The organism is Rickettsia japonica YH, from assembly GCF_000283595.1.
Taxonomy (GTDB): Bacteria; Pseudomonadota; Alphaproteobacteria; order Rickettsiales; family Rickettsiaceae; genus Rickettsia; species Rickettsia rickettsii.
This window is the reverse complement of record NC_016050.1, coordinates 1,249,290-1,274,937: the sequence shown is the minus strand read 5'-3', so window position 1 is coordinate 1,274,937 and position 25,648 is coordinate 1,249,290. Positions and strand designations below refer to the sequence as shown.

Below are 25,648 nucleotides of genomic sequence, written 5' to 3'. Positions count from 1 at the left end.
GTTAAGATTCGTAACATCTTTTGAAGTCTTAATACTTCACAAATCTTTATCAAAATATTTTACGTCTGTAGCAATACTTAAATGGTAAACTTCCGCTACCTTTTTGTATAAACTGATTTTGTAAAGCTTTACCTTCTAAATCTAAGAATTTACCATTTTTTTTGAAGAATAGTTTCATCAAGCTTAATATTCTCATCTAATACTACTTTTCCAAAATCACCTACTTCTCCAACTTTTGTACCACTAAGATCATATGCGTAAAGTTTTTCTTCATGGAAATCTAGGTTATTCAAAAAGTTCTCTATAGAATTCTTATCATTAGTAAAATTGCCTAATTCATAGGTGCCTATAATTTTCTCTTCTTTGCTTACTACTTTTTTCGTATTTTTAATAATTCCAAGATAGGCTAGAGCTTTTTTAAACTTACCCAAATTACGCTTTACCTCAACTTCTACGGGTCTAGAAAATTCTTTTTCTTTTACTTCTTCAACTTCTCCTATAACTAATTGCCCATCTATGGGGCTGCCCAGTTCATCTTTAAAATGAATTAATTTGGCATTTTTACTCTATTTAATTCAGTTTCTTCAGTTTGAAAATGTGGATGTTTTTTTTCTGGCATAAATTCCTCCTTGAATAAATTGTGGTTTATTTCAAGTGTAAAGGAGTAAATTAAATTTTTGCAAGAAGTTTTTATTGTTAGTTATTTCTCAATAACTAACAAATATTAAGAATTAAAAACTACTGTGCCGTCCAGCCACCATCTATCAAGAGTCCACTACCTGTTATTGATGATGCTTTTTTGTCACATAAGAATATTACTAAGTTTGCTATTTCATCAGCTTCTACAAATTTTTTCGTAGCTTGAGATTTAAGGATTACATCCCTTAACGCTGATTCTTAACTGATATGTCTAGCTTTAGCAGTATCTGCTATTTGATTCCTTACTAATGGTGTGTTGACGTAACCGGGACAGATAGCATTAACTGTAATATTATTCTCAGCCACTTCTAAAGCAACGGTTTTGGTAAGCCCAAGGATACAGTACTTTACTGCTACATATGCCGGCTTGAAAGGTGATGCGACATATGCATAAGCGGAAGCGATATTAACAATTCGTCCGAAACCGTTTTTTTTATAATCTGTATTGCGTATGTAGTATAGAAAGATGCTATTAAATCTATACGCAAAACTTGCTCCCATTTATCTTTAGGAAATTCATCGATAGCAGCAACATGCTGAATACCTGCATTATTTACTAATATGTCTATTTTACCGAATTCTTTTATTATCCTCTCAAACATAGAATGAATTTCATCAGGTTTTTCCAAATTTATTCCTTGATAAAATACAGCCCTTGTCCCAAGTTCTTTCAATTCTGCTGAAATTGTGGCTACTTCATCTTCTTTTGCAAAACCGTTTTTGCAAAATGTTTTGCTATCTCAAGCCCGATACCGCTAGTAGAACCGGTAATAACTGCTACTTTGTCTTTCATTTTTATCGCCTTATAAAATATGCACTGTCATACCGTGGCTTGTACCAGCCAGCTAAATCGTCATTGCGAGCAGAGTCATAGGCTGCGTGGTAATCTCAGAACTTTGGCACTAGATTGCTTAGTCAATTACTTACGTAATTTCCTCACAATGACAAGAAAATTAGAATTATGCAACAAAGCTGATCAAGTCACGGGATGACATATTTAATCAAGTAATATTTGTCTTTTATTTAAAAGTAACTTATATTAGATTACACTTAAAGAAATAATGTATAAATCTATGGAAATTGTTAATAGTGTTGATGCATCTGTATCTTGCCAGGGCAAAGAACCTCCATATGACCATCCGAAAGTTTATTTAGAGATAGATAAAGAAAAAAAGGAAGTTATCTGCCCATATTGTAGTAAGAAATTTAAACTAGTAACAAAATGACTATAAAATTTTTGTCAGAAAGTACTATCAACCGAATTGCTGCCGGTGAGGTTATAGAAAGGCCCGCATCGGTAGTAAAGGAATTAGTTGAAAATGCTGTTGATGCAAGTAGTACTAAAATAGATATTATTTTAGAACGTGCCGGTAAAAATCTAATCATTATTTCCGATGACGGTATTGGTATGACTGATAAGGAATTAGAAATTGCTGTTGAACGTCATACAACTTCTAAGCTTGATGAAAGCGATTTTCTAAATATTAATACTTTCGGTTTTAGGGGTGAAGCACTGCCGTCTATTGCTGCTATTAGCAAAATGCTAATTACTTCTAAAAAACGAGATGCCGACAAAGCATTTCAGATTAAGTTAATCGGCGGCAATGAAAAACAAGTTACTATTTCTGTTCATAATGAAGGTACTAAAATAGAGATACGTGATTTATTTTTCGCAACACCTGCACGTTTAAAATTTCTTAGAGCCGATAAAACAGAGCTTGCAGCAACTGTAGATGTGGTTAAGAAAATCGCTCTAGCACATCCTGAAATTTCTTTTAGTTTAACACATGACGGCAAGAATTTATTAAAACTAAAGGGACAAAATAAAGATGCTGAAACTAACCTAAAACAGCGTATAATTGATGTAATAGGTGATGATTTTATAAAAAACGCCGCTTATATAGACTTCAAAACACCTGATTTCTCTATTTGCGGCTATACTAGTAGCTCGACATATAATAGAGCTTCAAGTGAAGATCAGTTTTTATTTATTAATAATAGACCAGTAAAAGATAAATTATTACAGGTAGCTTTAAGGGTAGCATATCAAGATTATTTAGCTCGTGATCGTTATCCGCTATGTGCTATATTCTTACAAATCGATCCGCAACTTGTTGACGTTAACGTACATCCGGCAAAAGCAGAGGTTAGGTTTCATGACCCGAATTATGTGCGAAACTTATTAATAGAAGCAATTAAAAATGCTTTAACAAATAAAAGCCATGTTACTTCTACTACTATCGCCTCTGATGCTCTTGAGTTATTTAAAAATCCTTTAGTTAACAAACAATCGCCAGTAAGTAAAGTTATAAATGTTAATAGTAAATCGGCAGATTATAGACCTACTACTCATTCTACACTTAATGCAGTTCCTCAAAATCATGTTTGTCAAAAATTAATCGATACATTATCACATGCTAAAATAGAACAAGAAGTAGAAAACCGTATAGAACATGAACAGCAAACCCGTAAACAATATAAACTTGGGGCAGCTAAAGCACAACTTCATACGACTTATATTATTTCACAAACCGAAGATAGTATAGTGATTACCGACCAGCATGCAGCACACGAACGTTTAGGGTATGAAAAAATAAAAGATTACCTTAAAACGGAAGAGTTAATCAAACAGCGTTTGCTTATCCCTGAGATAGTAGAACTGCCAAATGAAAAAAAAGCAGATTGTTTATATGACCATAGAGAAAAACTATATAAACTCGGTTTAACTCTAGAAAAATTCGGCGAAAAATCTATTATAGTAACTGAAATTCCAAATATCCTTGGAGATGTAAACGTACAAAAGTTAATTCAGGATCTCGCCGATCATTTATCGGATTTTGGCAAGAATATAGCTTTGACAGAGTTAATCGAGCATGTAACGGAAACTTATGCCTGTCATTACTCTATTAGAGCAGGACGAAAATTATCGGCAGATGAAATGAATTCCTTACTGCGTCAAATGGAAAATACGCTGCTTTCAGGTCAATGTAATCACGGCAGACCTACTTATATTGAGTTGAAGCTTAAGGATATCGAACGCTTATTTGGACGGTAACTCGTTCGCAATGACGTATCTCTCTTTATTTTGCAATGCCTAGTTTTTACTTGACTATTTTTCAATTTCGTTTTATTCTGCTTTTCTTAGAATAATAATATCTTGATTTAAGGTGTCAGCTAATGGCAAAGAAAAATAAAAATGTTTTGGTAAGGCTAGTAAGTACTGCCGGCACAGGTGTTTTTTGGGTAAAGAAACGTAATCCGAAGACCCAAACCGAGAAGCTTTCTTTTCGTAAGTATGATAAAGTAGTTAGAAAACATGTTCTTTTTAAAGAAGAAAAAATAAAATAATTGTAAGTAATATATGGCAGTAAAAATTCGTTTAGCTAGAGGCGGTGCTAAAAAGCGTCCTTTTTACCGTGTAGTGGTAGCTAACGCAACAGCACCTCGTGACGGTGACTTTTTAGAAAAAGTTGGAACTTATGATCCAATGCTTGCTTCAGATAATAGTGAGCGTGTTGTTTTAAAAAAAGATCGTATAGAATATTGGCTTGGCACCGGTGCTAAACCAACTGAGCGAGTCGCAAAATTTATTGAGCAAGCGGGTGTTACTCTTCCTAAGAAAGTTAAAAAGGAAATGGAAGTGAAAGCAAAAAACCGCAAAGCTAGATTAAGTAAAAAGGAAGCTAAAGAAGCTTAGTTTATAGTGTATTTTCGTCATTGCGAGCAGGCATTGACTGTGTGGATCAATTCAGCCCCTGTCATCCCGCTATTTGAGTGCAGGATTTAGTAAATTTGACTGTTACAAGTTATTTTTCTAGATATTGTGGTCAAGACACGGGTATGACACACATATCTCTTCTCTATAATCATATTAATATGCCGGATTAGCTCAGTGGTAGAGCAACCGCCTTGTAAGCGGTAGGTCATCAGTTCAAATCCGATATCCGGCACCATCAAAATTTTTCTTGTCATACTGGGACTATCTTTATATAGATACCAAATCGTCATTGTGAGCAGCCGTAGGCTGCGTGGCAATCTTATGAAATAATAACAAACTTCCTGAGATTGCTTCGTCGAATTACTGTGTAATTCTTCTCGCAATGACGATTTACCGATCCATGCAAGCAAGCTTTCACAAGAATTATATAGAAAAAAACATACAATAGTGACATCCTTTAAAATTTTTATATATGATAGTAATCGATAAAACATCTTATAGAGCTGTGGGATTTGATAAACGTATTAAATTCCTAGTGCTACATTATACACAGTGTGATTTTAAGCAGTCTTTAGATTTTCTAACCGGTGAAAAGTTAAGTAGCCATTATTTAATAAACAATGAAAACCCTGAACATATATTTCAATTAGTAGAAGAGCGTGATAGAGCATGGCATGCTGGAGTAAGTTACTGGCAAGGTCATGAGCGTATTAATGATACATCAATCGGTATTGAAATCGTAAATCCTGCTTTTGAAGTAAATGCAAAAAACAATGATATAGTTTGGCTACCCTATTCGGAAAGGCAAATTAATAGTGTTATAAGTTTGTGTAAACAGATTATTGCTAGATATGATATTAAACCTACTAGAGTAGTTGGGCATTCTGATATTGCTCCAGGTAGAAAACAGGACCCTGGCCCGCTATTTCCTTGGAAACTATTATATGATAACGATATTGGAGCTTGGTATGATGAACAGGCGTTTAACGATCTATTGCCGCAAGTCGACATAACCGATATTGCAGCAATTCAGCAAAAATTTATTACATACGGTTATAAGCTTGAAGTTACCGAAATTTTAGACTCTAAAATGAAAGATATTATAATTTCGTTTCAAATGCATTTTCGTCCTAGTAATTTTTCTGGCGATTTGGATGCTGAAACCATAGCAATTTTAGATGCATTAATATTGAAATATAAATCTGAATTAATATGATAAGATTTATAACTATACCGGATTTTGCGGATTATCAAGTTACTTTGAAATTAATGGAAGATTACGTTAACAAAGTAATTAGTGATCATGAGCCGGAAATTATTTATTTAGTTGAACATTCGGCAGTATATACAGCTGGTACTAATTATAAACAAGAAGAATTATTAAATTACGGTGATATTCCGGTAATTTACACAGGACGTGGCGGTAAATTTACTTTTCATGGACCGGGTCAGCGTGTTATTTATCCAATTCTTAATTTAGCTTCACCAAATCGACACAAAGATTTAAAGCTATATATAAAAATGCTTGAAGAATGGATTATAAATAGCTTAAATTATTTTGGAATTAAAGCATATATTATTAAAGATAAAATAGGAATTTGGGTAAAAGTAAGGAAAGATGAATTTGCTAAAATTGCTGCAATAGGTGTTAGAGTAAGAAAATGGGTTACATATCACGGTGTAGCTATAAATATTTCAACAGATTTAAGTAAGTTTAGTGGGATTATTCCTTGTGGACTTGAAAATTCTTTAGTAACATCTTTAAATCAGTTAGGGATTCATGTTGAAATGTCTGAATTTGATAAAATTATTCAAACTGAATTTAATAAAATATTTAAATGATCAGAAAATTTTTACTCACAATTTTTGCTCTTTGGGTCGGTGGTTTTGGTTATTATTTATATTTAATAAATTCTTATAAGCTTAATAGTAATACCACTAATGCAATAATAGTGTTTGCAGGAGGAGGACATAAAATTGAAACCGGTATTGCTTGGCTTAAGGCAGGCTATGCACCTATATTATTTATTACTGGTATAGAATCTACAGAGCAATTAAAAAATTTGTTAAAGGAACGTAATGTTATAGAACAGCAGGTAATATTTGCTCCGAATAAAATAATGTCTGAAGAAGATAATATTAAGAAAGCGGTTGATTTTATTGTAACTTACAATCTTACTTCAATAATTTTAGTAGAGCATAATTATAATATGCCTTTTATGCTAAATAAGCTTGAAAAAGCGATTTCTTCTTCTAATAATATCTATATAGTACCATCTCCTGTTTTTTCCAAACAAAAATATGATGTGTTATTAAAATCCTATCATCGTTATTTAATGAGTATACTCGTTTAATTTGCTTCTTTACTCTTTTCCAGTACAATATTTTAGAACGGCTACGCTAAATAATGCAGAAATTAAAGAGCCTATTATTACTGCAGCTCTTATAGAGTTTGAAGGGCAGCTGCTCTCAAACGTAATACTACCTATAAATAAACTTTAAATCCAATCCCTCCAAGTATAGCTATAGAATAAAATTTTAACCATGAAGTATCACTTGGTAAATTACAGAGTTTAATTTTACAAATGGATATGAAAATAGCATAATACCTAATTGCTTACCTACAAATAAACCAAATATTATCCCATAAATTAAAGCAAGTATTGAGTTGGAACAAATGCCTTTAAATGCAAAATTTTCTAAAAGGATACCGGAATTCATAAATACAAAAAGTGGTAAAATAAAGTAATTTACAAAAGGACGAGTTAAGTTTTCAAGTTTTTTAAAAGAAGTATTAAATTCTCCTTTTATATTAACAGGTATAAAAAGTGCTATAATGGCTCTGCATAAAGTATCGTGAATACCTGACTCCACCATACTAATCCATAATAATAAACCTACAATTATATAATAAAATAATTGTTTAACTTGTCGATAATTCAATATAAACAAGATGAATATAATTATAGAGGAAATTAATAATGCCGGAGTATTGATTGTTTTAGTATAAAACAAAGCTAGTATAATTAACGTAAAAGCATCGTCAATTAATGAGAAACCTATAATAAAAGCTCGTAATTCTAAAGATATATGTCGGCTGAAAAAAGATAAAATACCAAGGACAAAAGCAGTATCAGTTGCGATAGGAATAGCCCATCCTTTTATTAATCCCGGTTTATCGTAATTAAAAAACATGTATATTAAGACAGGAATTACCACACCTCCAAGGGCTGCCGCTGCAGGTAATATTAGTTTTTTTATTTTTATGTTCACCTTCTACTAGGTGAAATGTCATCTCTAAACCTATTAATAAAAAGAAGAAAGTCATGAGACCGTCATTAACTAACTCTATAAAAGTTGTTTGTAAACTTACATTTCCTATTGTTAAAGAAAATTTACTGTAAATAAAAGAAGAATAATATTTTGTTAGGAAAATGTTATTGCTGACAATTATTGCTAAGGTAAAAGCAATAATTAATAATATACCGGCAAAAGTACCTGATTTAATTAATTCTCTTAACTGGTTATTTATACTCATGATTTTAATATTAGTTATAACAAGCTCATAATAATAAGTTATTTAAATTCATTAAGAAAGTCAAAAATCTATATAAATCCATAGCAATAATTTATTTTTTAGTGAGATAAAAAGTTGTTTTTTGTACTTTTATAAGCTTGTATAATAAGTGTAAGAAGATATAAATTATTAATTACAAAAAAAATATCTAAGCAATTCTTATGTTAGAAGAACAGCAAACCGAATGGATTGAATGTATTATCAGCAATAACCTTGTAAATAAGGTATGGCATATAGATAATGATACTAAAAAGAATGTTTATTTCCAAAAACCAAAATCAAAAATAGAACAGACAAGATTAAACGGAAAAAGACCGGATTATATCTTATATGAAGATATAAAAGGCGATGGAATATTTCTTAGAAAAAATTACATCAACGGAAAAATGATTTAGGCGAATATTTTACACTGAGAAATATAGTTAAAACCATTATTAATTTGGTTGATCCTAAATTTAAAGAAACAATTTATGATCCTTTTTCGGTACAGGTGGATTCTTAACTGAAGCTTTTAATTATATCAAAGAAAATAATATAATTAATACCGATGTAGAAAAATTAAGATTTAATATATTATATGGGCGAGAGTTAACCAAAACCGCTAGAATTGTTAAGATGAATATGATTTTGCATGGTGATGGACATAGCGGAATTCAGCAAATAAATAGTCTTGAGAACCCTAATGATGTTAAACCCTTAACTGATCAGCAGTTAAAGTTTGATGTAATTGTTGCTAATTGCCATTTTTTCAAACTATCACTAAAAAAACTAGCAAAAACGGCAAAACTATAACAGAAAATCATATAACTTCTCTTTTTATAACAGCATTGCAAAAAATAACGGTGATGCTGCTTGTGTTTTGCATTGCCTACAAAATTTAAAAGAGGGTGGTAGAATGGCATTGGTAGTACCTGAAGGGTTCTTATTCAGAAAAGACACCGCTGCTGTTCGTCAATTTTTACTATCAAAAGCAAAGCTGCAACTCGTTATCTCTCTACCGCAAGGTACTTTTTTACCTTATACAGGAGTAAAAACGTCAATACTTTATTTTATCGATGCACATAAACCGAATAATCAAAAAGAATATTGGTTTTATGAGGTTAAAATATCGGCGTTACATCTAGACAATAAAAAAAGAAAAATTGTCGGTATAAATTATTTAAACAGGCGAGGATGGAAAATTAAATTTATCTAAAATTCCTTTTATAGATCTCGATTTTTATCAAATAGCTAAAAAAGGATTGGTGAAAAACAATGATATTTTAATGTGTAAAGATGGAGCATTAACGGGTAAAGTGTGCTTTGTAGATGATAAAATTTTACCGCAAATAGAAGTAATGGTTAATGAACATGTTTATATTTTTAGAGGGAAACCGAATATTATGCATCAATCTTATTTATTTTATTGTTTAAATAGTGATATAATTCAAAGTCAAATTAATAAGAACTTAGCTTATAATAAAGGTGCTCAGCCTGGTTTAAATAGAGAACATATAAACTCAATTTATATTTTTCTTCTGTCTCTAGAAAAACAACAGAAAATTATTGAAGAATTGAATAGCTATCAAAAGATAATAGAGGGGGCAAAACAGATAATAGATAATTGGCATCCTTATTTTGAAATAAATAAACAATGGGAAATTGTTAAATTTGGCTATATCATTATCAATAAATTAAAAAGTAATATTTTATCTCTTGAGCATAAGGAGTATACAACATTAATAGTATGTAAAAAAGGTAAAATGATTAACATTAATACTGCAATTAAGGGGGATATTCCAGTAATAGCAGTTGGTCGGGTTAGTCCTTATTCACATAATCAATATAATTTTAACGGTAACATAATCACTATTTCTTCATTGGGAGCATATGCTGGATATATTTGGTATCATAATTCACCAATGTGGGCTTCAGATTGTAACGTAATCTATTCAATTAATGAAAAACTATTGTTAACTAAATATCTATATTATATTTTAAAATCTCAGCAAAATATAATATACCAAAAGCAAGCTGGATCAGGTCAACCTCAAGTTTATTTGAAAGATTTAGAGGATTTACAAATTCCTATCCCGCCTCTTGAAGAACAGCAAAAAATGGTAACAGAGCTTGATAATAATCAAAGTAAGATTGACAACCTTAAAAACTATATAAAACAATTTGAAAACAAACTAAAAACCACATTAAATTCTCTTTGGCAATAATTGATGTACATTAACTACTTAAAAGATTTGATTGGTTTTAAGTCTGTAACTCCTAAGAGCGATGGGGCTATTGAGTATATTAATGATTTGCTTAAACAGCACGGCTTTAAGACCGAAATAAAAATATTCGGTGATTCTAAAAGTGAGCAAGTCACTAATCTTTATGCTGTTTTCGGTAGCAATGAGCCTAATATTTGCTTTGTTGGTCATGTAGATGTAGTGCTGGCAGGCAATCATGAGCTTTGGCATAATGCGAGGCCATTTAAAGCTAGCCAGCAAGACGGTAAGATATATGGCAGAGGTGCGGTGGATATGAAAGGGGCTATAGCGTGCTTTCTAGCTGCCAGCTTAGATTTTATAAAAAATAATACCGATTTTAAAGGTTCCATTAGTTTCTTACTTACTAGTGATGAAGAGGGAAAAGCAAAGCATGGTACTAAAGAAATGCTGCAATATATTTATGATCAAGGATATAAGATAAATTTTGCTATTGTCGGTGAACCTACTTGTGAAAAAGAAATAGGCGATGCAATTAAGATTGGCAGAAGAGGAAGTGTTAACTTTAAATTAAATATAGAAGGCTTAAGCGGGCATGTAGCTTATCCTCATAAAGCACATAACCCATTGCCTTGCTTAATAATAATATTGAATGAGTTAACAAATATAAAACTTGATGAAGGTACTGAATTTTTTCAACGTTCAAATCTTGAAGTAACGAATATCGAGGTCAGTAATAATACTTCAAACGTAATTCCGGCAAGTACGGAAGCATCTTTCAATATACGTTTTAATAATTTACATAGTGCAGAAACTTTAGCAAAACAGGTAGAAGAAATTATTAAACAGCATTGTAAAGAATATAAAGTAGATTATAAGTTAGAATATAGTAGTTCTGCTGAAAGTTTTATTCAGAACCCTAGCGATAAAATAAAAGAATTTGCTAAAGTAGTAGAGCATACGCTTAAAATAAAGCCTGAATTCTCTACAAGTGGCGGTACGTCGGATGCAAGATTCGTCAAAAATTATTGTCCGTTAGTAGAGTTTGGTTTATTATCCGAAACGGCACATAAAATAAACGAATACACAAAAATTAGCGATTTACAAAAATTATATGATGTGTATTATAACTTTTTGATGGAAATACTTTGATATCATTCCCGCAGAGGCAGGAATGACATAGAATCCATGCAACAAGGCCACCTTTTTACAGGAATGGCATTACCATACGCGGATGTGATGGAACTGGTAGACATGCAAGATTTAGGTTCTTGTGCCGTGAGGCGTGGGGGTTCAAGTCCCTTCATCCGTACCACTTAAATTTTCTCATAAAAAATAACATAAAATTTTTATGCAGCAATTTAGTATTTATCAAACAAGCGATGAATTGCTTCTAAAATCGATATTGCTTCTGATAGAAAAATGCTATCACTCTGATCTTAAAAGTGTGATATTAACTGCAGATGCAGATCAACAAGAAATGCTCAATAAAAATCTTTGGACTTATTCACGTAAGCAATTTATACCTCACGGTAGTAAACTTGATCCGCAGCCTGAAAAACAGCCGATTTATATTACCGATGAGTTACAAAATCCTAATAATGCTAGTGTGCTTGTTATTATTTCGCCTACAGATATAGGAAAAATTTTACAAGCAAAAGAGTATATAAGAGTTTTCAAAAGGATAATTATAATAACCGATTTACCGGAAGATTTAAAAGAATTAACAATTAAAATAAATAAATTTACCGGACAGGAAAACAAAATAGATTGTTTTACTCAAAATCCTCGTGGAGCTTGGAATAAAGTAGTCTAATAAATTTATATTCTTTTACGTACAAATAAATATAATCCGATCGTTAAAGCAATAACCAAATTGAAATAACAAGCAAAAATAAAATCTAGATTTTTTGAAGCAAAATTTTGTAATATAAAATGACTTGAAGTAACTAGCAATACTGTTAAGGCAGAAAATAATACCGGCATAAAAGTTGTTTTTTTGCTATAAGGATATCTCAAAAAAACTGCAAGTGCTACAAAAGGTAATACAAAATTGTATAAAGGCCAAATTATTCTTTGATGTGCTTCAGCAATTAATTTAATTTTTTTAGTAATAGCTAAATCATGAGGAGGGGCAAGTAATTCGCTTATATAATATTCGTTTGCTTCTTTATTATGTTTAGTTCTTTGCGATACTAAAGGATTATCATTTTGCAGTTTTATCATTAAAGAATCGAAAGTTAACTGAGTTAAATTACCGTTTACGTCATATTCTTGTCTTAAGCCTTTATTAAGTTCAAAAATCGGGCTATTATCATATATATTAAGAGTACCTGAACCCGCAAATATTACTGATGGGTTATCAGCGTTGCGGTTATCAAATATTATTACGCCATTCATAATATTTCCTGCTGATTTTTTATCTATAAAAACAGTGATATCTTTCGTTACTTTATTAAAAGTTTTCTCTTCAATCATACTTGAGATATAATTATTCTTTATAAAGTTTAAACGTGATTTTAAGTTTATATGAGATAACGGCAGGATGTTAGAAGATATATAATAAGCAAGTAGCATAACTATTAATGCGACATATAAAGCAGGTAGTGCTAGCTGTACATTATTAACTCCTGAAGCTTGTAATATAATTAATTGTCGCTCGACTTTTAAATTATTATAGATATAGATCACGGTAATAACCGTTATTACCGGTAACAGAATAAATAATAAAGTAGGAAGTACTAAAACTATTAAACTGAAGAAGTCTATAACTTTTATACCTTTATCAAATAAATATAAGAGTTTTAATATTTGCGTTATCCATACTATACTAGTCACTGAAAAAGTAACGACTATAAGCAGCGGTAAGATATTTTTTATAAAGTATTTTCGGTATAGTAGCATAATGTTTGTTTGGTTTTTTGATGTCATTCTCGTTTTTAGCTAGGAGCGACATCAAACGCTTTTCAAAGACTGTCCAGTACTATGGATGGTTAGATGGTTTTTGGGGGAACTCGTTCCCGGTTCATTTCAAAATAATTAAAAACCAAGTGCACTGTGTGAACCTAATCGTATTAACTTCAATGTGTCAGCATCGGGTTTTCTATAAATTAATACTAAATCCGGTTTAATATGACAATCTCTAAAATCTTTCCAATTACCTCTATAAGGGCATGATCTCTCATATGTATAGGTCATGTTATATCAGCAACCAAGTATCTAACTGCTTTCAGTAAAATATCATCCAAATTTATTCCACGTTTAAACTGTGCAGTACGTTTAATCGTTCTCATTTAAATCAGATAACAAATTATTGATATTACCAACATGAACTAATTTGCCGCTTCTTGCAGCTTTCATAGCTTTAATTGTTTCATCATTTGGGATAAGTGGATCAAACGGCAATGCTTTTTCACGAGCAACACGAAATAACAGCATACGAACAGCATCAGATAAAGTAAGTCCCATAGCAGCAAGCACTAAAGCTGCTTCTTCTTTCACGTCTTCATTAATACGGGCTCGCACAATAGAATCAGCAGACATAAAAATCTTCTTTCAATAATGTAGCTACATTGTAGCGCACATATTAAAAACTTTCAAGATTAAAAAACAAGTTTTTTATATGTTTTTTCTTAATTACTGCCTCATGAATAGAAAATCCCCGATCTTTCTTATTATATGATTTGCAAAGATGCGATAAATTAACTTACCTATCAGTATTGTTATAAATGCAATAATAATGCCGTAGATTATATCACTTGGGTAATGCATAGCAAGGCTTATGCGAGATAAAGACACGAGCATAATAACACAAATCATTAAGATTTTTAATGGTAATTTTATATAATTCCAAGCAAAATACGTTACTAACACGCTAAGAGCTGCGTGGCTGCTTGGAAAGCTTGAAAAGCATCTTTCGTTTGCAGTATTTATTATGGTCATGAAACTATCTACAGGAAGACTGCAATAAGGGCGAGGGAAATTAACTGAAAATTTAAGAGCGGTAAAAATTAAACCGAATACCCCGTATATTATACCGATTTCAACTAACTTATTATAATTGTGCCAGAATTTATTTTGCTGCTTCTTATCATTTTTGGTTTTCTTTAATTGAATATAAAAATATATACAGTATAAAATATATATTAAGGCGAAATTAGCGATATTAAAACAAAACGAAATTATTTTAAAAAAATAAGGTATAAAGCCGATATTAGTAAGTTTATTCAAACATAAGAATATTTCTTGATTTAAGCCGCAAAAATTATAAAAAACTTCAAACATTATTTTAAATATTTATGTTACAAGTAACAATACTTGGGTGTGGAGCATCTATAGGCGTACCGGTGATCGGGTGCGATTGTAGTACTTGCACATCTCCTTCAAAGTACAATAAAAGGACTAGATCAGCAATATATATTAACGATGAAAATAGTCAAATATTAGTTGATTTCGGTTTTGATATTAGAAATCAACTATTACGAGAAAAGATAAATAAGCTCGATTGTGCTATATTAACACATTATCATTCCGATCACGTTAACGGCATCGATGATTTACGAGTATTTACTTTTATGCAAGGCAAGCCATTTGAAATCTATACAGATCACGATAGTACGGCAAAGCTCCATACAAAATTTGATTATCTATTTAACAATAAGTTATTTAAGCTTGGGCGACTGTTCACAACTCAATCTGTTAGTTTTTTTGATAAAATTAAGATTAATACTATCGAAATACAATTTTTTAGACAGCATCACGGTCCTATAGATAGCTTGGGCTTACGTATAGGTGATTTCGTTTATTCGCCCGATTTAATCGATTTTCCTCCTGAATCAGATAAATTTTTAACAGATATAAAAATATGGATATTAGATTGTATGGATTATAAATCAAATCCGAATCATGCAGGGCTTGATAAAGTTTTAGAATGGCGTGAAAAATATAAACCTGAGCAGATATTATTAACCAATATGAGACACACGATAGATTATCATGAGATTACGAAAATGCTTCCAAATAACGTTAAGCCGCTTTATGACGGTTATAAATTTACGGTCTAGTTTATGATTATTTTAGAAAAAGTTTGTAAGCGTTATGGCAAGAATTACGCAATTAAGAATATTGATTTAAGTTTTACTACTAAGGAAACTACTGTAATAATCGGTCCTTCGGGAAGCGGTAAAACTACTCTGCTTAGAATTTTAAATAATTTAGAAGAACCAAGTAGCGGTACTTTTTTGGTAGACGGGAAGAAGCTACTGCTTAAAGATAGAAGAAAGCTTCTTTTAAAAGTTGGTATGGTTTTTCAAAATTTTAATCTATTCCCGCATTTAACGGTAGGAGAAAACCTAATCTATACGCCGGTAAATGTTTTAAATTTGCCAAAAGAACAAGCAATTTCTATGGCAAAGGAATTGCTTGCAAAATTTAAGCTAACGCAAAAATTTGACTCATATCCGCCAAGCCTATCAGGAGGGCAAAAGCAACGTACCGCAATAGCAAGGGCTTTAATGATGAAGCCGAAAATTTTGTTATTCGACGAACCGACTTCGGCACTCGATCCTGAAAATATTAAAGATGTTATAGAGAATATAAATTTATTAAAAGATCAAATGAGCATGGTAGTAGTCACGCACCATTTGAAGTTTGCAAAATTAATAGCGGATCGTGTTATTTTTATGGATCAAGGACAGATTTTAGCAAATCAGCCTGCCGAGGATTTTTTTAATAAACCGGCATCGCATCGAGCTAGGTTGTTTTTAGAGAATATCGGCGATTTAAGGTGATTTTCTTGATAAAGATAAAATTATAGCCTATAAATTAGTATTTAGATTTAGTATTAATTATAGGTATCCTCAATGAACTTAAAAAACTGGCTACGTCGTCTAAATAAGTTCGCAGGTAGCCACGTATTAAGGATACGCTCCGCTCCTAGTCTTGCAGACTCCTTGCTCTTGTCCAAGTTGATCTTCGTATAACTTTCTTCGTTTACTTGGAGTCAATAATGGAACATATTTATGCAAATCTAGCAGTTAGTATATCAGAATTTAAAAAAAGCCCTACTGCATTATTGGATAAGGCAAGTGGTGAGCCTGTTGCCTTATTAAATCATAATAAACCGATTGCTTATCTAATTCCAGCTGAATTATATGAGCAAATTATTGAAGCTTTAGATGACAAATATTTATTAGAGCTTGCTACTTATTAGATTAAAAGATAAAGAAAAGGCAATAGCGGTAAAAGTAGCTTTTGTCATTCCCGTAAAAGCGGGAATCCAGTAAAAAATGGTAAAAATAAAAAAAATCATATAAAAATTTAGTATGTAATTTGTTTAGAAAGCTGGATTCCTGCTTTCGCAGGAATGACATAGAATCAATAAATAATATCGCCATATGAATAAAAAGCTTATCCTATTTTTTAGTATAATGTTACTATTATCACATCGTACAGTTTTGGTACAGACATGAGTAGAATTACCGCAAAAACTAAAAAGCTTGAATTGCAAAAAGACGAATTACAAGGAGGAGCAATTGCAATTTTATACAAAGGTGAAGTTATTTATAAAACAATGTTTGGAAATCAGAAAGGTAATAGAGGAGTTATTTATGGATAAAACTTTATTTCCTTTAGCATCGGTTTTAAAAGCTGTTTCAGCAACAGCAATTGCATTAATGGTAGATCAAGATAAGTTGAGATTTTGACGAAAAATTCAAATTACCATACCTAAAAATGCTATTAGTCTTAATAATATTTTAAGCAATACAACAGGTTATCAATTCTCAGGAAATATTGAAATTGAGCAAGGAATGAATCGCTCAAAGCTTTTAACGTTGCTAAAAAAACAACAAGCTAGTTGTAAACCCGGGCAATGCTATAAGTATAGTAACATATTTTAGTTTACTTGAAGAAGCTTTAAATTGTAAAAAATCAAGTTTAAATGCTGCAATAGATAATTTGCGTACAACGCTTAGAACGCAAGATATACAAATATTACCGCTAGGGCCTGAATGTACAACTTGCTTATCCGCATTCTAAAGCAATAATAGACGGACAGGAGGTAATAACATTGCTGCCGTTTCTGCCTTATTACCCAAAGACGGTACCTGCATCTGTCGGTATTTTTGCATCGATAGATGGAATGATTGAAATATTCACACTTAGTTTTGGTTATAAACCGAATCTTATTGCTAAAAGTACTTTAAGATCGTATGTATAAAATAGTAGAATCAAACAAAGATGTTTTTGGATTTAAATGGCAACCAATTTGGCCTATTGATCAAAAAATTATTGAGTCATATTATGCTCTTGGATGGCGTATTCTTAAAGAGTAAGAGGATGCTCAAAATAAGGATTTAATTTTTCACTCAGGCTATATAATTAACGGTATTAATTCTTTTATTGGCTTTATACCGTCAGAAGAACTTGGAATTATTATTCTAGTGAACCAAGAAGGTAGTTTTCCACTTAAAAATGAGCTGGGACTTTGGTTTGATTATATGGATTAAAATTTATATACTCAGATAGAACTTCGTATACCTATTCTTTATTTACTTGTAGTATATTATATGAATAAAAAACTCATAAAACTTATTTTTATCATTTGCAGCACCGTAATTGTAACCGGTTTATTATGCAAATATATCAATCAACATTATCCAAAATTTTTTAAAGCACCACAAAATATAGGGAGTTTTTGTGCGTCATTATTAATATTATTTAGTATAATTTACAGTATTATTAGCCAAAATGAAATACGCAGATTTTGTTTGCAATTAGCAATGTGGGCAGTAATTTTCTTAGTTATAATAACCGGTTATGCTTTTAGGTTTGAGCTGAACTACGCTTATCATAGAGTAATGTCTGCTTTAATTCCATCATATAAATGGTCTACTGAAGTTGGAGAAATTATTATAGCCCGTAGCAGAGACGGGCATTTTTATATCAATGCTTTTGTAAATAACGTTAAAATAAAATTTATGGTAGATACAGGGACAAGTGATATAGCTTTAACTAAAGAAGATGCTCAAAAATTAGGCTTTGACTTAACTAAATTAAAATATACTAGAACTTATCTAACAGCTAACGGCGAAAACAAAGCCGCCCCTATAACCTTAAATAGTGTAGTAATCGGTACGGAATTTAAGAACATCAAAGGACATGTAGGTCTTGGTGACCTTGATATTTCGCTTCTTGGTATGTCGCTACTTGAACGTTTCAAAGGTTTCAGGATTGATAAGGATTTATTGATCTTGAATTATTAGACTTCTTGCATAACTTGCTTCTAAAGGCAATTTGTACGTCGATCCTAATCCCTAATCTTCACGTATGTCTATATATGCTGCAGCGGCAAGTGCTTCCGTGTATCCTTTAAATTCCTTTCTATAAACTGCTTTGGAAAGATGTCTATTTTTTACAAATTTCCTTGTTATTAAGAAATAGTTAAATTGTTAATTATTTCTTGGCCTTTATATCAAAAAGTGCCAACATGCCTTTTTTAAATAAAAGGGGTTTTGTGTATCAATATAAATATGACGAAATCAATTTGTTTAATACTATTTACAATTAAGACATTAAGAAGATCAAAGAACTTGTCAATAATAAGATGGCTGTTTCTAATGAGTTTGCAGCAATACCACTAAATGAACACGATGATACACCTCTGCATATAGCGTCTATTCTAAGTAAAGAAAATATAGTTAAAATACTACTGAAGACAGAGGCTAATCCTGATGACGTAAATTGTGAAGATAATTTTCATAAATTGGTAGAAGAATGTAGAAACGGAAAATTTAGTAGAAATTTTCATTTGAAAAATTAATAGAATTTATAGCTTGGAAAGCATCAATAAAACTTTTGGATACTAATTATAATATTGATGTTGTTAAACTTTATCTACAAGATGCTCGTAATTTGAAAAGTTTTTTAGAAACCGGTAAAAAAGAGCTAACAGAAGAGCAAAAAGAAAAATTAGAGCAAAAATTAGATAAACTAAACGATATGATTATCCCGTCTCTTAGGTATAAAATAGGGATAAAACGCTATTGAAATATAAAGAAATATATAATGAAGAATATCAAATATTAAAAGAGAAACTTAAAGTTTTGCCTGAGATAGCGCAAACAGAGCTTAACGAGATGTTGGGGATAATACATCTTATTATGATGATATTTTGTGAATAAATATGGATACCAAATCGTCATGAGCTAAGCGACTAAAGACGTTGTTGCGTGGAGCAGTTTTTCCGTCATTGCGAAGAAATTTACAATAGTAAATTGACGAAGTAATCTTGGGAAGAATTCCTGAGATTGCCACGCTCACTAACGTTCGCATGCAATGACGACTTGTGTCCACTCAACACGATCTTTGCAAGAATGACATAAAAGAGCCGTGTTAAAACGGCATTTTAAAGCCTGGTGGTAAGCTCATACCGTTTAAAGCTCCTGATAAAGAATTTTGAGAATCTTCATCACATTTTTGTTGAGCATCATTAAAGGCAACTTTAATTAAATCCTCAAGCATTTCTTTTTCTTCTGCTTTTAATAAAGATTCATCAATTGAAATCTTTTCAACGTTGCCTTTACCGGTTGCAATAACCTCAACAAGTCCGCCGCCGGCTTTACCGGTATATCTTGCATTTGCCATTTGCTCTTGAGCTTCTTGCATTTTCTTTTGCATTGATTGGGCTTGCTTTAAAAACTGATTAAAATTTACCATAATTCTATCCTATATATTTTTAGCTTTTAAGTAAAATATCTGAAATTGTTATATTTGGGAAATGTTTTTTAATTAAACCAAAATCGTTACTTGCTTCAATCTTACCAATTAACTGATTCTTTAAGGTTTGCTTGTTCTGCTCTTTTATTATTACTATCTCAAACTTTTCATTAGTAAAAGCAGCTAATAAATCTTCTATTTGTCTTTTTATTTTGCTTGTAACTTCAAGACTTACGAACTCTAATCTATTATTACTGAGATTTTTAAGTTCCGTATGATTGAGCAGGAAATAATATATATCTATCTCATTATTTTTATATAAATATTCAAGAAAATCTACAATTTCAAATTTTTTTTTTATTTCTGGATTAATTGATTGATTTAAATTTTGATTATTACCGTCAAAATCTGTAAGCAAGGGTAGCGATGTCGAATATATAGATTTTATAACTAACATTTCCGTTTCTGTTAGTTGGTTATAGGAAATTTTTATTTCCCCTACTCCCTTATTATATATTTGCCATAAGATTGATAAGTGCGGCAAGCTGGTGTTATCTAATATGTTTTTAGTTCTATCATTAAATGATTCGTATATAGGCAAACTATAATTAGGTAACATTTTTACTTTATTAAGATAAGCAATAAAATCTGATACCGATTCTATAAAAATCTCAAGATTAACCGAAGAACCGTAAAGTTTATTTATTAAATTTATAGCTTTTTCCGTCTCTCTGTGGATAATACATTCGACAAATTCTATTATAACCGAACTATCGACAAGCCCAAGCATTTGATTAATTACTTGAGAACTAATTATATTGTCAGATTTCGCCGACATACTAGCTGCTTGATCTAAAATAGAGACTGCATCACGTGCCGACCCTTCCGATTTGTAAGCTATAATTCTTAGTGCTTCTATATCGGTTTTTAAATTTTCTTGCTTAGTTATATATTCAAGTAGCTTAAAAATCTCTTCAAAACTCAACCGCCTTAAATCATAACGTTGACATCTTGAGATAATAGTTGCAGGTATCTTTTGTACTTCCGTTGTTGCAAAGATAAATATTATATGAGGTGGTGGTTCTTCCAGTGTCTTAAGAAGTGCATTAAATGCCCCTTTAGAGAGCATATGCACCTCATCAATAATGAAGATTTTATGCTTACCTTGTAGGGGCTTATACTCGGCGGATTCTATAATTCTACGTATGTCATCTATGCTAGTTTTACTTGCCGCATCAATTTCGATTATATCAGGGTGATTATGATTATTAAAGCTGATGCAATTCGTACATTCCTCGCATGTTTTAATAGTCGTATTTTCGGTAATTAAAGCAGAACAGTTGACGGATTTAGCAATAATTCGGGCGGAAGTAGTTTTACCGACTCCTCTAATACCTGTTAAAAGATAGCCTCCGGCGAGCCTATCGTTTAAAATAGTATAGCTTAAAACTTTGACTAATACCTCTTGCCCCTGAAGCTCGGCAAAGTTACTAGGGCGATATTTCCTTGCAAAAGGAATATATTGATTTGATGAATTTATATCTAGCACGATAGTTATAAGACTTTTTATATCATTTTAGCAGAAAACTGGCTTTATTGCATGGTTCTCTATGTCATTCCCGCGAAAGCGGGAATCTAGAGAAAATAACCTTGATATTGCTACAAAATACGTATTTTGTAAAATAAACATATAAAAAATTATTTTGTATATGTTTTATTGAATTCCTGCTTTCGCGGGAATGACATAAAACGAACCGCCTTGCTGTAGAAATGACAAAAATTAGAATAATGCTAGTAATGACCCATCAAATCCCACTCTGGCTGCTTCCTTTCAGACCTGACCGACTAAACAGGTACAATGCCCACTACTAGCATAATTAACATAACCTGTTTATTTTCAAGAAACAATATATTTTTTTTCTATTTCCGATTTTGTTAATCTTTTAGGAGGACCGAATATTTCAGGGTTTTTTACTTTAAACAAATCATCGGAAAATTTTTGTACTTTAGCTATTTTATCAAAAGTAATAGTGACTATATTATTATCTTCAAATATTTTTAATGCTTCAATTTTTTGAGTAGCTTTATTAAAAGTAATTTCGCTACGTTTTTCCGTTAGAGTATGATAGATAGTAATTTTAGAAATATTTCTTTCGTTAATTACTGATTCAAAAACAAAATCCTTGTCAAAATGCTCATTATCTTCTAATAAAAAATTAAATGTATTTTCGCTTCTATTAATACGGCTTACTTGCTCCATATCATAATCATACATCGATACGAAATTTTTAGTACCTATTATAACTAAAGGGAAAGGAGGATAATAATTACATCTAAAATTATAAGGTTTATGGATCAGTAATTTTCCTTTAACTATTTTACCGTACGAATCTTCTTGAGTAAAATCTATCGCAACCGATTTTATCGTACGTAGATAAGTTTTTAGCTCCGAAATAGCTGTTTTATCATCTGCCCCAAATGCTAAGCTTGAATTCACAAAAAGATAAATAATGATTAGAAAAAATATTTTTTTCATTTTCGTTGTTTTATATTTTAAATTATGTTTAAAATACCTTATGTATTCAGTTAATGCAAAATATAATTAGTATTTATGAAAATCGTTGCTTTAAAAGAAAAAGCCAAGCATGAAACACGAGCCGTTATAACGCCTGAAGTAGCAGGATTGCTAGTCAAAAAAGGTTATACGGTTATGGTAGAAAAAGATATAGGGCTTCATGCCGGTTTTCTTGATGAAGAATATGTTGCTCTAGGTGCTAAAATATCTTCGGTACCACTCGAAATTATTTCTGATGCTGATATTATATTAAAGGTGCAACCTTCATCCGTTACAGATAAATATAGTGAGCTTGAATTTGCAAAAAAAGGAGCAATTATTGTAGGATTATTATCGCCTTATTTAAATCATGAATATATAAAAGCGGCAGCTAAAAAAAACCTTACGACTTTTGCTATGGAGTTTGTGCCGAGAATTACTAAAGCTCAAAATATGGACGCTTTATCTTCTCAAAGTAACTTAGTAGGCTATAGAGCGGTAATTGAAGCAAGCTATCATTACACAAGGGCTTTTCCTATGATGATGACGGCAGCAGGGACGATTTCACCGTGTAAAACTTTAGTGCTTGGTATCGGTGTTGCCGGTCTTCAAGCTATTGCAACGGCAAAAAGGCTTGGTAGCATTGTTGCAGGATATGATGTAAGAGCTGCTACCAAAGAGCAGGTAGAAAGCTTAGGAGCTAAGTTTGTTTCACCGGAATTACAGGAGGATTTACAAGATAAATCAGGCTATGCTCACGAGAGTTCGGAAGATTATAAAGCTAAACAAGAAGAGTTTTTAGCAAAAATTATTAAAGGATATGATATAGTTATTACTACTGCACAAATTCCGGGAAAAAAAGCACCTCTGCTTGTTACGGAAAAAATGCTAGAATCTATGCAGCGCGGCTCAGTGATTGTTGATATAGCGACTAGTACAGGCGGGAACGTGGAAGGTTCAGAACCGGATGAGATCGTTACTAAGCACGGAGTTACAATAATAGGTTTATCAAACCTTGCTACTAAAATTGCTACCGACAGCTCAAAATTATATGCTAAGAATTTGTATAATTTTCTAACCTATGCATTGCAAGACGGTAAGTTTAATATGGATGATGCGTTAGTACGTGAGATGTTGATTACTAAAGACGGAAAAATTGTGAGTGAGAAATTAAATATATGAATCAATTACCGACGATGGCTAAACAGGCTGCTGAGATTGCCCATAATACCCAAGAATTATCAGATAAATTAAAAGATTTGGTAATAGATACTAGTTGGCAAACAAACACAAGTACTATAGATCCGCTAGTATTTGCTATAACTATTTTTGTATTAGCTTCTTTTGTGGGCTATTATGTTGTGTGGAAAGTAACGCCTGCACTCCATACTCCGCTTATGTCTATTACTAACGCTATTTCAGGTATTATAGTTCTTAGTTCTATGATTGCTGCAAGTAGCTCTGCTTTTGGGTTTCCCGGTCTACTAGGGTATTTTGCAACGCTGCTTGCTTCTATAAATATCTTCGGCGGATTTATAGTAACAAAAAGAATGCTCGAGATGTTTAAGAAGAAGTAATTAATAATGTCATACCTGCGTTGTTGATACCCAAATCGTCATTGCAAGGAGCAGGGATTTTTGCATGGATCGAAGAACCTACTCGATATCGTTCCCGCGTAGGCGGGAATGACATAACAAGCCATACGGTTAACGTTTATAGTGACAAAAAAATCAAATTAAAGTTCTAGTTCTTTATATTCAACGGTAACTACTTCGTATGATTTAGATCCTTTCGGTGTTGTAACTTCTACAAAATCACCTACCGATTTTCCAATCAAAGCTTTTGCTATAGGAGAAGCGATTGAAACTCTTTTTCTAGTTATATCGGCTTCATATTCTCCTACAATGATATATGTTACTTCTTCTTCAGTATCGTTGTCGATCAAAGTAACCGTAGCCCCGAATTTTATGTTATCTCCCGATAATTTACCAATATCAATAATTTCCGCTCTTGCTGTCATATCTTCAAGCTCTTTAATACGCCCTTCTATAAATGCTTGTTTCTCACGTGCCGCTTCATATTCCGCATTCTCGGATAAATCGCCGTGTTCTCGTGCTTCGGCTATATCTGCACTAATTTTTTTACGTTCTACATGTTTTAAATGTTTAAGCTCGTGTTCTAATTTTTCAAAACCTTTAGCGGTGATAGGAAATTTTGTATTCATAATTATATTGTATAGATTTAGTAAGTTTAGTATACTATTTTCAATAATATAGATTTCAGCAAGTATATTTGTAATAGTGAAATTTGTCAAATAAGCCTTTTTAATTATTTGGCATTGCCTAAATATCGTCATTGCAAGTGGTCCTTGTCTAAGCGGATTCTGTTATGTCATTCCTGCGAAAGCAGGAATCCAGAAAAAACTAACAGAGACTGGATACCGCGATCAAGTCGCGGTATGACAAAAGATTACTGGATTCCTGCTTTCGTAGGAATGACATCGAATACTGCTCGCAATGATGTTGGCATTATTTCTCATATAACAATAGCAACAAATTAGTAATCTTATGGAAATTAAAGATTTGGACTTTGAGAAAAAGCGTAAAATTTTCCACCTATCGGCTATAATATTTCCGCTGCTTTATTTATTTATTCCAAGAACCGCTATTACGTTATTATTATTTATAATAACGGCTATTACATTATATTTAGATGTATCACGTCATAATAATGCAAAAATTAGCGAATTTGTAACTAGATTTTTTTCAAAAGTTATAAGGCTTGAAGAAAATAACGGTTCTTTTGCTTTAAGCGGCGTTAGCTTTATGATGCTCGGTTTTTTCTTAACTGCTCTTCTTTTCCCTAAAAATTTAGTGATTTGTTCGTGGTTGATTTTAATTATTTCAGATTGTTTAGCGGCTCTTGTCGGCGTTAAAATAGGAAATAGCTTAGGTAACGGTAAATCTATAGCCGGTTCTATTACCTTTTTAGCTTCTGCAATTTTTATAAGTATATTAGTGTATTTCTATTTAGGATATAATACAAGTTTTATTATTATTATTATAAGCTGCATAGGGGCTACAGTAGCTGAATTTTATTCAAAAGATTTAAGAATTAACGATAATTTGTCTATACCGCTTTCTTATTGTCTTTCTACAGCTATTCTTTCCTACATATTGTAA

35 protein-coding genes, 2 tRNA genes, 1 other RNA gene and 4 pseudogenes are annotated in these 25,648 nt (G+C 31.7%); 30 read left to right on the top strand and 12 right to left on the bottom strand.

Annotated features, from left to right (window positions below; all coding sequences use genetic code 11):
* Window positions 1–149: 149 nt before the first annotated feature.
* Together RJP_RS06940 and RJP_RS10910 are read right to left on the bottom strand one after the other, a co-directional pair.
* The gene (locus tag RJP_RS06940; protein ID WP_225981278.1) at window positions 150–431 is read right to left on the bottom strand and encodes a hypothetical protein; all 282 of its coding nucleotides are present in this window, start codon (window positions 429–431) and stop codon (window positions 150–152) included.
* A 307-nt stretch (window positions 432–738) separates the two neighbouring features.
* A pseudogene (locus RJP_RS10910) lies at window positions 739–1,373 on the bottom strand (SDR family oxidoreductase).
* Window positions 1,374–1,772: 399 nt separating this feature from the next.
* Here RJP_RS10910 and RJP_RS08510 point away from each other — a divergent pair.
* The 9 genes from RJP_RS08510 (at window position 1,773) to RJP_RS09945 (ending at window position 6,919) form a co-directional block, all read left to right on the top strand.
* The gene (locus RJP_RS08510) at window positions 1,773–1,925 is read left to right on the top strand and encodes a zinc-finger domain-containing protein (protein WP_231839099.1); all 153 of its coding nucleotides are present in this window, start codon (window positions 1,773–1,775) and stop codon (window positions 1,923–1,925) included.
* Window positions 1,922–3,754, top strand: a complete 1,833-nt coding sequence (gene mutL, locus RJP_RS06930; RefSeq protein WP_014121178.1) for a DNA mismatch repair endonuclease MutL — start codon at window positions 1,922–1,924, stop codon at window positions 3,752–3,754. Before RJP_RS08510 ends, mutL begins: the two co-directional genes overlap by 4 nt.
* 122 nt (window positions 3,755–3,876) lie before the next feature.
* A complete protein-coding gene (gene rpmG, locus RJP_RS06925; RefSeq protein WP_004997072.1) occupies window positions 3,877–4,047 on the top strand; it encodes a 50S ribosomal protein L33 in 171 nt (56 codons plus the stop codon).
* Window positions 4,048–4,060: 13 nt separating this feature from the next.
* Window positions 4,061–4,396, top strand: a complete 336-nt coding sequence (gene rpsP / locus RJP_RS06920) for a 30S ribosomal protein S16 (protein WP_014121177.1) — start codon at window positions 4,061–4,063, stop codon at window positions 4,394–4,396.
* Between the two features lie 181 nt (window positions 4,397–4,577).
* Window positions 4,578–4,652 (top strand) — tRNA-Thr (locus RJP_RS06915).
* A gap of 237 nt (window positions 4,653–4,889) precedes the next feature.
* Entirely contained in the window at window positions 4,890–5,633 is a 744-nt protein-coding gene (locus RJP_RS06910) for an N-acetylmuramoyl-L-alanine amidase (protein WP_014014932.1), read from the top strand.
* Window positions 5,630–6,259 (top strand): lipoyl(octanoyl) transferase LipB, encoded by a 630-nt coding sequence (gene lipB, locus RJP_RS06905; protein WP_014121176.1) that lies wholly within the window; start codon window positions 5,630–5,632, stop codon window positions 6,257–6,259. Before RJP_RS06910 ends, lipB begins: the two co-directional genes overlap by 4 nt.
* The gene (locus RJP_RS06900; RefSeq protein WP_014121175.1) at window positions 6,256–6,771 is read left to right on the top strand and encodes a YdcF family protein; all 516 of its coding nucleotides are present in this window, start codon (window positions 6,256–6,258) and stop codon (window positions 6,769–6,771) included. Before lipB ends, RJP_RS06900 begins: the two co-directional genes overlap by 4 nt.
* A 1-nt stretch (window position 6,772) precedes the next feature.
* A complete protein-coding gene (locus RJP_RS09945) occupies window positions 6,773–6,919 on the top strand; it encodes a hypothetical protein (protein ID WP_172413267.1) in 147 nt (48 codons plus the stop codon).
* A 36-nt stretch (window positions 6,920–6,955) separates the two neighbouring features.
* On the opposite strand, the pseudogene nhaA reads toward RJP_RS09945, so the two are convergent.
* A pseudogene (nhaA, locus tag RJP_RS08505) lies at window positions 6,956–7,955 on the bottom strand (Na+/H+ antiporter NhaA).
* A gap of 200 nt (window positions 7,956–8,155) precedes the next feature.
* Between nhaA and RJP_RS09685 the strand changes: the two are divergent.
* The 9 genes and pseudogenes from RJP_RS09685 (at window position 8,156) to RJP_RS06860 (ending at window position 12,011) form a co-directional block, all read left to right on the top strand.
* Window positions 8,156–8,389 carry a hypothetical protein gene (locus RJP_RS09685; protein WP_024704404.1) on the top strand — a complete coding sequence of 78 codons (234 nt, stop codon included), beginning with the start codon at window positions 8,156–8,158 and terminating at the stop codon, window positions 8,387–8,389.
* A 14-nt stretch (window positions 8,390–8,403) separates the two neighbouring features.
* Window positions 8,404–8,496: a hypothetical protein gene (locus RJP_RS11175; protein ID WP_167310031.1), complete on the top strand. Its 93-nt coding sequence runs from the start codon at window positions 8,404–8,406 to the stop codon at window positions 8,494–8,496.
* A 17-nt stretch (window positions 8,497–8,513) separates the two neighbouring features.
* Window positions 8,514–8,786, top strand: coding sequence for an N-6 DNA methylase (locus tag RJP_RS11170; protein ID WP_167535738.1), 273 nt, complete (start codon window positions 8,514–8,516; stop codon window positions 8,784–8,786).
* Between the two features lie 67 nt (window positions 8,787–8,853).
* Window positions 8,854–9,189: an N-6 DNA methylase gene (locus RJP_RS11165; protein WP_269446266.1), complete on the top strand. Its 336-nt coding sequence runs from the start codon at window positions 8,854–8,856 to the stop codon at window positions 9,187–9,189.
* A gap of 49 nt (window positions 9,190–9,238) precedes the next feature.
* A pseudogene (locus RJP_RS10900) lies at window positions 9,239–9,580 on the top strand (restriction endonuclease subunit S); the annotation flags it as partial.
* A 156-nt stretch (window positions 9,581–9,736) separates the two neighbouring features.
* Window positions 9,737–10,198, top strand: coding sequence for a restriction endonuclease subunit S (locus RJP_RS10895; protein ID WP_225981301.1), 462 nt, complete (start codon window positions 9,737–9,739; stop codon window positions 10,196–10,198).
* A gap of 3 nt (window positions 10,199–10,201) precedes the next feature.
* Complete coding sequence (gene dapE / locus RJP_RS06870; RefSeq protein WP_024704402.1) at window positions 10,202–11,347, top strand: succinyl-diaminopimelate desuccinylase; 1,146 nt, start codon at window positions 10,202–10,204, stop codon at window positions 11,345–11,347.
* 78 nt (window positions 11,348–11,425) lie between these two features.
* Window positions 11,426–11,510: transfer RNA gene (locus tag RJP_RS06865), tRNA-Leu, on the top strand.
* A gap of 36 nt (window positions 11,511–11,546) precedes the next feature.
* Window positions 11,547–12,011, top strand: a complete 465-nt coding sequence (locus tag RJP_RS06860; RefSeq protein WP_014014923.1) for a DNA polymerase III subunit chi — start codon at window positions 11,547–11,549, stop codon at window positions 12,009–12,011.
* A gap of 5 nt (window positions 12,012–12,016) precedes the next feature.
* On the opposite strand, the gene RJP_RS06855 is transcribed toward RJP_RS06860, so the two are convergent.
* From RJP_RS06855 to RJP_RS06845, 4 genes are all read right to left on the bottom strand, one after another.
* Window positions 12,017–13,099, bottom strand: coding sequence for an LptF/LptG family permease (locus RJP_RS06855; protein WP_014014922.1), 1,083 nt, complete (start codon window positions 13,097–13,099; stop codon window positions 12,017–12,019).
* Between the two features lie 135 nt (window positions 13,100–13,234).
* Window positions 13,235–13,393, bottom strand: a complete 159-nt coding sequence (locus RJP_RS11660) for a type II toxin-antitoxin system mRNA interferase toxin, RelE/StbE family (protein ID WP_014014921.1) — start codon at window positions 13,391–13,393, stop codon at window positions 13,235–13,237.
* A gap of 81 nt (window positions 13,394–13,474) precedes the next feature.
* Window positions 13,475–13,738: a type II toxin-antitoxin system RelB/DinJ family antitoxin gene (locus RJP_RS06850; RefSeq protein WP_014014920.1), complete on the bottom strand. Its 264-nt coding sequence runs from the start codon at window positions 13,736–13,738 to the stop codon at window positions 13,475–13,477.
* Window positions 13,739–13,831: 93 nt separating this feature from the next.
* Window positions 13,832–14,479: a phosphatase PAP2 family protein gene (locus RJP_RS06845; RefSeq protein WP_014121172.1), complete on the bottom strand. Its 648-nt coding sequence runs from the start codon at window positions 14,477–14,479 to the stop codon at window positions 13,832–13,834.
* Between the two features lie 14 nt (window positions 14,480–14,493).
* On the opposite strand from RJP_RS06845, the gene RJP_RS06840 reads away from it, so the two are divergent.
* From RJP_RS06840 to RJP_RS06805, 9 genes and pseudogenes are all read left to right on the top strand, one after another.
* Complete coding sequence (locus RJP_RS06840) at window positions 14,494–15,258, top strand: MBL fold metallo-hydrolase (protein WP_014121171.1); 765 nt, start codon at window positions 14,494–14,496, stop codon at window positions 15,256–15,258.
* 3 nt (window positions 15,259–15,261) lie between these two features.
* Window positions 15,262–15,984 carry an amino acid ABC transporter ATP-binding protein gene (locus RJP_RS06835; RefSeq protein ID WP_014121170.1) on the top strand — a complete coding sequence of 241 codons (723 nt, stop codon included), beginning with the start codon at window positions 15,262–15,264 and terminating at the stop codon, window positions 15,982–15,984.
* A gap of 218 nt (window positions 15,985–16,202) precedes the next feature.
* A pseudogene (locus tag RJP_RS06830) lies at window positions 16,203–16,479 on the top strand (type II toxin-antitoxin system Phd/YefM family antitoxin).
* A 182-nt stretch (window positions 16,480–16,661) separates the two neighbouring features.
* Window positions 16,662–16,811, top strand: a complete 150-nt coding sequence (locus RJP_RS09940; protein ID WP_014014914.1) for a hypothetical protein — start codon at window positions 16,662–16,664, stop codon at window positions 16,809–16,811.
* Window positions 16,804–16,899 carry a serine hydrolase gene (locus RJP_RS09935; protein ID WP_014014913.1) on the top strand — a complete coding sequence of 32 codons (96 nt, stop codon included), beginning with the start codon at window positions 16,804–16,806 and terminating at the stop codon, window positions 16,897–16,899. Before RJP_RS09940 ends, RJP_RS09935 begins: the two co-directional genes overlap by 8 nt.
* Before the next feature lie 507 nt (window positions 16,900–17,406).
* Window positions 17,407–17,529, top strand: a complete 123-nt coding sequence (locus RJP_RS11160; RefSeq protein WP_261792621.1) for a hypothetical protein — start codon at window positions 17,407–17,409, stop codon at window positions 17,527–17,529.
* 234 nt (window positions 17,530–17,763) lie between these two features.
* Window positions 17,764–18,459 carry a TIGR02281 family clan AA aspartic protease gene (locus tag RJP_RS06815; RefSeq protein ID WP_014121168.1) on the top strand — a complete coding sequence of 232 codons (696 nt, stop codon included), beginning with the start codon at window positions 17,764–17,766 and terminating at the stop codon, window positions 18,457–18,459.
* Window positions 18,460–18,800: 341 nt separating this feature from the next.
* On the top strand, window positions 18,801–19,016 hold the full coding sequence (locus RJP_RS06810; protein WP_014121167.1) for an ankyrin repeat domain-containing protein: 216 nt from the start codon (window positions 18,801–18,803) through the stop codon (window positions 19,014–19,016).
* Between the two features lie 35 nt (window positions 19,017–19,051).
* Window positions 19,052–19,243, top strand: a complete 192-nt coding sequence (locus RJP_RS06805) for a hypothetical protein (protein ID WP_014121166.1) — start codon at window positions 19,052–19,054, stop codon at window positions 19,241–19,243.
* Window positions 19,244–19,588: 345 nt separating this feature from the next.
* Here RJP_RS06805 and RJP_RS06800 read toward each other — a convergent pair whose 3' ends face one another.
* The 4 genes from RJP_RS06800 to RJP_RS06790 all read right to left on the bottom strand — a co-directional run bounded on the left by RJP_RS06800 (window position 19,589) and on the right by RJP_RS06790 (window position 22,448).
* On the bottom strand, window positions 19,589–19,912 hold the full coding sequence (locus RJP_RS06800; RefSeq protein WP_014121165.1) for a YbaB/EbfC family nucleoid-associated protein: 324 nt from the start codon (window positions 19,910–19,912) through the stop codon (window positions 19,589–19,591).
* A 19-nt stretch (window positions 19,913–19,931) separates the two neighbouring features.
* Window positions 19,932–21,461 (bottom strand): DNA polymerase III subunit gamma/tau, encoded by a 1,530-nt coding sequence (dnaX, locus tag RJP_RS06795; protein ID WP_014121164.1) that lies wholly within the window; start codon window positions 21,459–21,461, stop codon window positions 19,932–19,934.
* A gap of 234 nt (window positions 21,462–21,695) precedes the next feature.
* An RNA gene (ffs, locus tag RJP_RS07200) (signal recognition particle sRNA small type) lies at window positions 21,696–21,789 on the bottom strand.
* Between the two features lie 20 nt (window positions 21,790–21,809).
* A complete protein-coding gene (locus tag RJP_RS06790; protein WP_014121163.1) occupies window positions 21,810–22,448 on the bottom strand; it encodes an outer-membrane lipoprotein carrier protein LolA in 639 nt (212 codons plus the stop codon).
* A gap of 75 nt (window positions 22,449–22,523) precedes the next feature.
* Between RJP_RS06790 and RJP_RS06785 the strand changes: the two genes are divergently transcribed.
* Window positions 22,524–23,648, top strand: a complete 1,125-nt coding sequence (locus tag RJP_RS06785; RefSeq protein ID WP_014121162.1) for an NAD(P) transhydrogenase subunit alpha — start codon at window positions 22,524–22,526, stop codon at window positions 23,646–23,648.
* A complete protein-coding gene (locus RJP_RS06780) occupies window positions 23,645–24,043 on the top strand; it encodes an NAD(P) transhydrogenase subunit alpha part 2 (protein ID WP_010977888.1) in 399 nt (132 codons plus the stop codon). Before RJP_RS06785 ends, RJP_RS06780 begins: the two co-directional genes overlap by 4 nt.
* 158 nt (window positions 24,044–24,201) lie before the next feature.
* Here the strand turns inward: RJP_RS06780 and greA are convergent, their stop codons facing one another.
* Complete coding sequence (gene greA, locus RJP_RS06775; RefSeq protein ID WP_024704400.1) at window positions 24,202–24,690, bottom strand: transcription elongation factor GreA; 489 nt, start codon at window positions 24,688–24,690, stop codon at window positions 24,202–24,204.
* Between the two features lie 343 nt (window positions 24,691–25,033).
* Between greA and RJP_RS06770 the strand changes: the two genes are divergently transcribed.
* Window positions 25,034–25,648 carry a diacylglycerol/polyprenol kinase family protein gene (locus RJP_RS06770; protein ID WP_014014900.1) on the top strand — a complete coding sequence of 205 codons (615 nt, stop codon included), beginning with the start codon at window positions 25,034–25,036 and terminating at the stop codon, window positions 25,646–25,648.